Below are 8189 nucleotides of genomic sequence, written 5' to 3'. Positions count from 1 at the left end.
CGGCCCAGCTGATGAGCAGCTATGCGACCTTCGCGGTGGCCTTCTTCGCCCGCCCGGTCGGCGCCGCCTTCTTCGGCCACTTCGGAGACCGCATCGGGCGCAAGTCGACGCTGGTCGCCTCGTTGATGGTGATGGGCGGCTCGACCCTGCTGATCGCCTTCCTGCCCACCTACGCAGTCGCCGGCTGGATCGCGCCTTTCCTGCTCTGCCTGCTGCGGTTCGGGCAGGGGTTCGGGCTGGGCGGCGAGTGGGGCGGCGCGGCGCTGCTGGCGGTGGAGAACGCTCCGCCCGGCTGGCGGGCCAGGTTCGGGATGTTCCCCCAGCTCGGTGCGCCGGTAGGCTTCATCGCCGCCAACGGCCTCTTCCTGCTGCTGGGACTCTTCCTGCCGGCCGACGATTTCCGCGAGTGGGGCTGGCGGTTGCCGTTCCTGGCCAGCGCCGTCCTGGTTGGCCTGGGCCTATGGGTGCGGCTGAAGATCGGCGAGACGCCGGCCTTCCAGCGCGCCGTCGCCGAGGCCGAGCCCAGCCATGTGCCCATGGCCGAGGTGATCAGGCGCCACCCCGCGGCCCTGCTGGGCGGCACCTTCGCCGTGGTCGCCTGCTTCGCCATCTTCTACCTCGCGACCGCCTTCGCGCTGGGCTACGGCACGACCCAGCTCGGCTACAGCCGCGAGGCGTTCCTGGGCGTCCAGCTGGGCGCCATCCTGTTCCTCGCCGCGGGGATCCTGATCGCGGGGTGGTGGAGCGACAAAGCCAATCCCCGCCCGTCGGCACGGTGGCGGTCGGCGCGGCGATGGGCGCGATGATGGGCTCGGGCTCGCTGCTGTTGATCTGGGCGTGGCTGTCGATCGCCCTGCTGGTGATGGGCTTCGTCTATGGCCCGCTCGGCGCCTACCTGCCGAGCCTGTTCCCGCCGCGGGTCCGCTACTCAGGCGCCTCGCTGGCTTTCAACATCGGCGGGATCATCGGCGGCGGCCTGACGCCCATCGCCGCCCAGGCGCTCGCCGACCGCGGCGGCCTCACCCTGACCGGCGGTTACCTCGTCGCGGCCGGGGTGCTGAGCCTGGCGGGCCTGGCCGCCACGCGGCCCCGCCACGCCGACGACTAGCGCGGCGAGCCGACGGACATGGGCCTCGACAGCCCCAGCATCGCCGTCATCGGCGGGGGCCCCGCAGGGCTGATGGCCGCCGAGCGGCTGAGCGCGCGCGGCTGCCGGGTCACGGTCTACGAACGCATGCCGACCTTCGGACGCAAGTTCCTGATGGCCGGGCGCGGCGGCCTGAACCTGACGCACTCGGAGCCCTTTGATCACTTCAAGGCGCGCTACGGCGCAGCCGCCGCACGGCTCGGCCCCTACCTGGACGCATTTCCACCCGGCGCCCTGATCGCCTGGGCCGAGGGGCTGGGGCAGCCGACCTTCACCGGCTCCAGCGGCCGGGTGTTCCCCAAGGCGCTGAAGGCGTCGCCGCTGCTTCGGGCGTGGCTGAACCGCCTCGAGGCGCAGGGCGTCCGCCTGCAGACGCGCGCGGAGTGGCTGGGCTGGGACGCGGCAGGCGCCCTCGCCTTCCGCGGGCTGCCCACCGAGCGGCCGGACGCCGCCATCCTGGCGCTGGGCGGGGCGAGCTGGCCCAAGCTCGGCTCCACGGGCGGGTGGGCGCAGGTTCTGGCCGCGAAAGGCGTCGAGGTCCGGCCCTTCCAGCCGGCCAACTGCGGCTTCGTCGCCGATTGGAGCGCGACCTTCCGGAGCCGGTTCGCCGGCACGCCGCTGAAGCCGCTGGCGCTGAGCTTTCAAGGGACGACCGTCCGCGGCGAGGCGATGATCGCCGCCTACGGCCTCGAAGGCGGCGGGATCTACGCCCTCTCCGCCGCCCTGCGCGAGTCGATCGCGCGCCATGGCCGGGCGGTGCTGGCGCTCGACCTTCGGCCCGATGTCGCCGAGGACCAGCTGGCCGCAAGGCTCGCCCGCCCGCGAGGCGGCCAGTCGCTCTCCAACTTCCTGCGCAAGGCCGCCGGCCTGCCGCCGGTGGCCGTAAACCTGATCCGCGAGGCGCACGGCGGCGCCCTGCCCGAGAACCTGGCGCACGCCATAAAGAACCTGCCCATCGTCCTCACCGCAGCCCAGGGCCTGGAGCGGGCCATCTCCTCGGCCGGCGGGGTCGCCTGGCCTGAGGTGGACGAGGACCTGATGCTCACCGCCCTTCCCGGCGTCTTCGCCGCCGGCGAGATGCTCGACTGGGAAGCCCCCACCGGCGGCTACCTCCTGCAAGCCTGCTTCGCGACCGGCATGGCGGCGGCGGAGGGGGTGCTGAAGCGGCTCTGAAGGGGGGTCAGACCTGGCGCATCCAGGCGGTGGCGGCGTCCAGCGCTTCCGCGAGCACTTCGGGGTCCTTGCGGCCGGACTTCGCCGGCGCGTGGAAGGAATGGTCGGCGTGGGCGAGGAGGTGCAGGCGGGCGCGGGGGCCGAGGCGCTCGATCACCGGCTGCAGGAGATCGAGGTCGGCGAGGGCGTCGTTGTCGCCCTGCAGGAACAGCATCGGGACCGTCACGTCGTCCAAGTGGGCCGCTCGGTCGGTGGAGGGCTTGCCCGCGGGGTGGAGCGGGAATGCGAAGAAGACCAGGCCCTTCACGCCCTCCAGCGCCGCGGCCGCCTGCGCCTGCGAGGTCATGCGCCCGCCGAACGAGCGCCCGCCGGCGAACAGCGGCAGGTCAGGCGCCTGCGCCCTCGCCGCGGCCACGGCGGCGCGGACGCTCGCCTGCGCCACCGCCGGCGCGTCGACCCGCTTTGAGCCCCGCTCCATGTAGAGGAACTGATAGCGGAGGGTGGCGACGCCCAGGCCCTCAAGCCCGTCGGCGATAGCCGCAATGGACTTGTGGGTCATCCCCGCGCCGGCCCCGTGCGCCAGCACCAGGCCCGCCCAGGCGTCCGCCGGCGCCTGCCAGAGGGCCGAGACCTCCCCCTGCCCAGGCACGGCGATGGAGAGGGGCGTCATCGGCTCAGCCGCCGCCCGAGGCCCGCTCGGCCCTCAGCCGCTCGTTCAGCGCCACGCTGGCGTCCATGCGGGCCAGCTGCTCCGGGCTGGCCTCCGTCTGGTGACGCGCCTTCCACTCGGCCTGGGGCATGCCGTAGACGGCCTCCCGCGCCTGATCCTTCGGCAGCGCGCCTTCCGACGCCTCGCTCAGCCAGTCGGCCAGGCAGTTGCGGCAGAAGCCGGCGACGCCCATCAGGTCCACGTTCTGGACGTCCGTCCGCATCCTCAGGTGCTCGACCAGCCGGTGGAACGCCGCCGCGGCCAACCTGTCGTCGATCTCAGCCATCGAGAGCCTCTCAAGCCGCCGCCGCGGACGCGGCGTCGGGCAGGAACGGGGTGATCGCCGCCAGCGCCTGGGCGACGTAGGCGGCCTTCTCGCCCACCGGGGCGACATAGTGGATCGCCTCCTGGGCCTCGCGCAGGCCGGCGAGGCGGGCGATCGTCCAGGCGGCGAGATACTGCGAAGCCAGGCATCCGCCCGCGGTGGCCACGTTGCCGTGCGCGACAAAGGGCTGATCGAGCACCTCGACGCCCGCCTCCACGACCCACGGCTTGGTCGTCAGGTCTGTGCAGGCCGGCAGGTCGCCCAGAAGGCCGAGCTTGGCCAGCAGCAGCGTGCCCGAGCACTGGGCGCCGACGAGCTGGCGGGCGGGATCGAGGAGGATGCCCGACAGCAAGGCTTGATCGGCGACGATCTCCAGGGTGCGCATCCCGCTGCCGATCAGGACGGCGTCCGCGTCGGACGCGAACTCCAGCGGTCGCTGGCGCTGCACGGTCACGCCGTTGAGCGAGGTTACCTCCGGCGTGGGCGAGGTGATGTAGGCGGCGAAACCCTTGACCTTCAGCCGGTTGAGGATTGCGGCGGCGACGAACGAGTCCAGCTCATTGAAGCCGTCAAATGTGAGAACCGCGATCTGCACGATGCCCTCCAGGCGCTGCCTGCGCCTTCTACCATCCCGGCCGCCGGCGCAGTAGCTCGCGCCGCTAGTCCGCCTCCGCCGCAGCCAGTTGCCGGGGCGTGGGCTCGGCGAGCGGCGAGGGGCCGGAGTCGAGTTCGCGGTGCATCTGCTCGCGATCGAGGTCGCCTTCCCAGCGGGCGACGACCAGGGTCGCGACGCCGTTCCCGACGAGGTTGGTCAGCGCCCGGCACTCGCTCATGAAGCGGTCGACGCCGACCAGCAGGGCCAGCGCCACGATCGGCACATCGGGCACCACCGCCAGGGTGGCGGCCAGGGTGATGAAGCCCGCGCCGGTGACGCCGCTGGCCCCCTTCGAGGTCAGCATGGCGACCGCCAGGATGGTCAGCTGCTGGGTCAGGCTAAGATCGGTGTTGGTGGCCTGGGCGAGGAACAGCACCGCCAGGGTGATGTAGATGTTGGTGCCGTCGAGGTTGAAGGAATAGCCGGTGGGGATGACCAGGCCCGTGGTGGTGCGCCCCGCCCCCAGCCGCTGCAGCCTCTGCATCATCTGCGGCAGCACCGACTCCGAGGAGGAGGTGCCGAGCACGATCAGCAGCTCCTCCCGGATGTAGCGGATGAACTTGAAGATCGAGAAGCCGGAGGCGGCCGCGATGGCGCCCAGCACCGCCAGCACGAAGATCAGGCTGGTCGTGTAGAAGGTGGCCACCAGCGCGCCCAATTGCAGCAGGGACTCGATGCCGTAGCGGCCGATCGTGAAGGCCATGGCCCCGAAGGCGCCGATGGGCGCCAGCTTCACGATCACCGCAATGATCGAGAAGAACACCTTGGAGATGTCGTCCAGCACATGGGCCATCTTGGCCCCGAACTCGCCGAGCCGGGCGCAGGCGAAGCCGGTGAGCACCGCGATCACCAGCACCTGAAGCAGGTTGCCGGTGGCGAAGGCGCCGAAGAATGCGTCGGGGATCAGCGCCAGCAGGTGCTCGGCTAGCCCCTGCCCTTCCTGGGCCTTCTCGGCGTAGCCGGCGGCGATGGAGGGATCGAGGGTGGAGGGATCGACGTCGAAGCCGACGCCCGGCCGCACCAGGTTGCCGACGATCAGTCCCACGGCCAGGGCGAAGGTGGAGACCACCTCGAAATAGATCAAGGTCTTCACGCCCAGCCGGCCGAAGGCCCGCATGTCGCTCATGTGGGCGATGCCGGCGGCGATGGTGCAGAAGATCACCGGGGCCACGGCCATCTTGATCAGCTTGATGAAGCCGTCGCCCAGCGGTTTCAGCGCCACCCCGAACTCGGGCCAGACCACGCCCACGGCGATGCCCAGGACGATGCCGATCAGCACCTGGACGTACAGGATCTTCAGCGGCCGAAAGACGCCCATCTGACCTCAACCCCCGCGCCGCCCCTGCGGCCCTCAGGCTTGCGGTAACACGGCATGCGCGCAGGAAAAACCGCTCATCCCGACGTGCGGGATGAGCGGCTGAAGTCGTGCGATGTTCGGGGCTAGTGCGCCCGGCGCTCTTCCATTTCGCGCTTGGCGGTGTCGAGGCCGGCGCGGGCGACTTCCTGGACCTTGTCGGCCAGGGTCTCGACGCCGGTGGGCATGCCTTGGCGGTCGGCTTCTTCCTTGACTGCGCCCAGGGCCGACTGGGCGATGGTCTTGGCCTCGTCCATGCGCTGCTGGGCCATGGCCTTGCCCTGGTCTAGGGCCTTGTCGCGGAAGCGGCCGACGGCGCGGTTCTCGATCCGGCTGGCCGGCAGGGCGGCGCCGATCGCAGCCCCGATCGCCACCCCGGCGGCGGCGATGATCAGCGGCTCGTTCTCCATGGTCTCCAGGAAGGTCCGCTGGGCGCGCTGGCCGTACTGGCTGGCCTGGGCCTTCACCTGTCCACCGGCCGACGACAGCCGTTGCCCGGCCTTCTGGTAGCCTTGACCGGCGCGACCCCTGGCGGACGACAGGCCCTGAGTGGCCTTGCCGCGAGCGGAAGACAGCCCGTCGCGGGCGCCGCTCACGGCGCTGGACCCCTTCGAGGCCGCGGTGTGGGCCGCGTCGGTGACCTTGTGCGCGGCGTTGCTGGCCGCGGCCTTGGCCTTGGCGGCGGCCTGGGCCGCCTTCTCCTTCAGGCCCGGGCCTTTGCTCTCGGAGGAGAGATCGGCGCCGGTCAGCGGGTCGTAGTCCTCGTGGTAGCGGCTGGTGTCGGCGTCATAGGCCGTGGCGTCGCCTTCGAAACCGATCTCGCCGGTGTAGGGATCGGCCACGAAGCTGCGCCGCTCGCGCCATTCCCGCTGCGCGGGCGGCTTGCCGAACATCAGCCAGGCCACGCCCGCGCCGATCAGCGCCAGCGGCAGCGGGTTCTCCTTGGCCTGCCGGCCGAGGTTCGACGCGATCTCGCCCGCGCCAGTGCCCTTCATTGAGCCCATCAGCTCGTCGATGATCTGGCCGGCGCTCATCCGGTCTTTGAGCGCCTCCACCGTGCGGTCCAGCTCCCCGCGGGTCGCCTCGACCTCGCGCTCGATCTCTTCGGAGGATCTCGTCATCTCACCTGCTCCTTCACGAGCTGCGCGTCTTTTTCGATTTGCCGGGTCGTACGCTCCGGCGCGAGATTGCTCGGCTTCGCCGTCTTGGCGCCCAGTCTGAGCAGGGAGACGCCCACCAGGGCGACGACCACGCCGACCAGCAGCGCGGCCCAGGCCGGATCCATGACCTTGGACAGGGCCAGAACCAGCGCCTGCAGCAGCACGATCAGCGCCGCGAGCAGGCAGATGGCGCCGCCGGCCATCTCGCCGCCGGCCTTGGCCAGCTGCATGGTCTTCTCCGAGAACTCGGCGCGGACCAGCTCGGCTTCCTTACGCACTAAGCTGGAGACATCGGTGGCGAGGTCCCCGATCAGCTGCGGTATGGATCTGGGATCGGTTGAGGGATCCGGCATGGCTCAGATCCCCCGCTCGATGTCGGAGCCGGCGGTGCGGCCCGGTCCGGAGCCTTGCGTGCCTTCGATGCTCTCATTGCTGCGGTCCGGGTCCAGATCGCCGCCCTCAGCCAGGGCCGCAGGCGAGGCGCCTTGTTCGGCGGCGGTCTGCTGGTCGACGATGTTGTCGCCCAGGACGTCGGGAGCGGCGGCCGAGAGGCTGGTGGGCTCCTCGTCGCCAAGATCCACGTCCATCGGCTCGAGGGCTTCCGGCGCAGCGATCAGGCTGTTGCCTTCATAGACTTCCGAGTCCTGCAGCGGCGAGCCGTACTCGGGCTCCAGGTTACGCTCCGAGGCGCGGAAGAAGCGGCCGACGGCCAGGCCCACCAGCACGGAGCCCGCCACGAAGGCGGCCGGGTTGCGGCGGCCGAAGTCGCGGACCGTGTCGAGCATCTCTTCCGGGCGCTTCTCGGAGAGGGCGCGGGAGAAGCCTTCCAGCCCGTCGGCGGCTTCGCGGACCAGCCGCGCGGCGAAGGTCTGGTCGTGTTCGCCGAGATCGTCGCCCGCCTTGCGGATCGCGTCGGCGAAGGTGTGGATGGTGGAGCCGACCTGGGTCTTGGCCGCCTCGGCCTTGTCCGTGGCCTGGGTCTTGGCGCCCTGGGCGAAGCTCTGGGCCTCACCCTTCAGCGCCTGACCGGCCTGGTTCAGCCGCTCCTTGGCCACTTCGGTGGGGCGCCGGGCGTCGCCGCCAGGAGAGGCGCCTGTGGTCGGGCCCGAGCCTTCGGCTCCGGTCCCGCCGGAATAGATGTCCGACATGGTTTGCTCTCCGCGGGGGGTCTGGGGTGCGCTCAGGCGAGGCCGACGAACGACAGGATCGCGAGAACCACGACCACCAGTCCGATCAGATAAATGACGCTATTCATGGGTTTCACCGTCAGCTTGCGGGGCGAAAGCGGGCAGGCGGGGCTTTGGTTCCGCCTGTCCCGTAGCGCCGTTTTCAGAGCCCGCGGCCGAGCTCCTGGGCGACCGCAGAGGCCCGGTCGCCCACCTTGTCCACGGCGTCGCGAAGTTGGTCGGGCGTGACGTCGAACTTCTCGGTCCAGTAGCGGACCTCATGGTCCTGGGCGAGGCTGATCCGCTGCTTGTCCTGGCCGCCGCGGTTGGTGGGATCGTCCGACATGACGATGCTCCTTTCGATGCTGCTCACGGGCAGAATCCATGGAGGCGGGCCGCGGTTCCGCGCCTTGTCGCGCGGCCGCATAAGTGGCATCGGGGAGCCGCGACGGCCCGGTAGCTCAGCAGGATAGAGCAGCGGTTTCCTAAACCGAAGGTCA

Annotated in this window: 11 protein-coding genes; 3 read left to right on the top strand and 8 right to left on the bottom strand. The window is 70.8% G+C overall.

The window, feature by feature from the left end:
* From VHK87_RS17530 to VHK87_RS17520, 3 genes are all read left to right on the top strand, one after another.
* A partial coding sequence (locus tag VHK87_RS17530) for an MFS transporter (protein WP_329636179.1) occupies positions 1 to 806 on the top strand: 806 nt, incomplete at its 5' end.
* Positions 794 to 1108, top strand: coding sequence for a hypothetical protein (locus VHK87_RS17525; protein WP_329636178.1), 315 nt, complete (start codon positions 794 to 796; stop codon positions 1106 to 1108). The genes VHK87_RS17530 and VHK87_RS17525, both read left to right, overlap by 13 nt.
* Positions 1109 to 1126: 18 nt before the next feature.
* The gene (locus VHK87_RS17520) at positions 1127 to 2320 is read left to right on the top strand and encodes a TIGR03862 family flavoprotein (RefSeq protein ID WP_329636177.1); all 1194 of its coding nucleotides are present in this window, start codon (positions 1127 to 1129) and stop codon (positions 2318 to 2320) included.
* 7 nt (positions 2321 to 2327) lie between these two features.
* On the opposite strand, the gene VHK87_RS17515 is transcribed toward VHK87_RS17520, so the two are convergent.
* From VHK87_RS17515 to VHK87_RS17480, 8 genes are all read right to left on the bottom strand, one after another.
* Positions 2328 to 2990 (bottom strand): alpha/beta family hydrolase, encoded by a 663-nt coding sequence (locus tag VHK87_RS17515; RefSeq protein WP_329636176.1) that lies wholly within the window; start codon positions 2988 to 2990, stop codon positions 2328 to 2330.
* A 4-nt stretch (positions 2991 to 2994) separates the two neighbouring features.
* The gene (locus tag VHK87_RS17510; RefSeq protein WP_329636175.1) at positions 2995 to 3315 is read right to left on the bottom strand and encodes a DUF1244 domain-containing protein; all 321 of its coding nucleotides are present in this window, start codon (positions 3313 to 3315) and stop codon (positions 2995 to 2997) included.
* 10 nt (positions 3316 to 3325) lie between these two features.
* Entirely contained in the window at positions 3326 to 3949 is a 624-nt protein-coding gene (locus tag VHK87_RS17505) for a DJ-1/PfpI family protein (protein WP_329636174.1), read from the bottom strand.
* A gap of 64 nt (positions 3950 to 4013) precedes the next feature.
* Positions 4014 to 5309, bottom strand: coding sequence for a dicarboxylate/amino acid:cation symporter (locus VHK87_RS17500; RefSeq protein WP_329636180.1), 1296 nt, complete (start codon positions 5307 to 5309; stop codon positions 4014 to 4016).
* A 140-nt stretch (positions 5310 to 5449) separates the two neighbouring features.
* Positions 5450 to 6484, bottom strand: coding sequence for a DUF3618 domain-containing protein (locus VHK87_RS17495; protein WP_329636173.1), 1035 nt, complete (start codon positions 6482 to 6484; stop codon positions 5450 to 5452).
* Positions 6481 to 6876, bottom strand: coding sequence for a phage holin family protein (locus VHK87_RS17490; protein WP_329636172.1), 396 nt, complete (start codon positions 6874 to 6876; stop codon positions 6481 to 6483). Before VHK87_RS17490 ends, VHK87_RS17495 begins: the two co-directional genes overlap by 4 nt.
* A gap of 3 nt (positions 6877 to 6879) precedes the next feature.
* Positions 6880 to 7671 carry a hypothetical protein gene (locus VHK87_RS17485; RefSeq protein WP_329636171.1) on the bottom strand — a complete coding sequence of 264 codons (792 nt, stop codon included), beginning with the start codon at positions 7669 to 7671 and terminating at the stop codon, positions 6880 to 6882.
* A gap of 181 nt (positions 7672 to 7852) precedes the next feature.
* The gene (locus tag VHK87_RS17480; protein ID WP_329636170.1) at positions 7853 to 8062 is read right to left on the bottom strand and encodes a DUF3606 domain-containing protein; all 210 of its coding nucleotides are present in this window, start codon (positions 8060 to 8062) and stop codon (positions 7853 to 7855) included.
* Positions 8063 to 8189: the final 127 nt, after the last annotated feature.

Source organism: Phenylobacterium sp., from assembly GCF_036263695.1.
Classification (GTDB): domain Bacteria; phylum Pseudomonadota; class Alphaproteobacteria; order Caulobacterales; family Caulobacteraceae; genus Phenylobacterium.
Note: the sequence above shows the minus strand (reverse complement) of the source record. Positions and strands in the feature narration are given on the sequence as shown.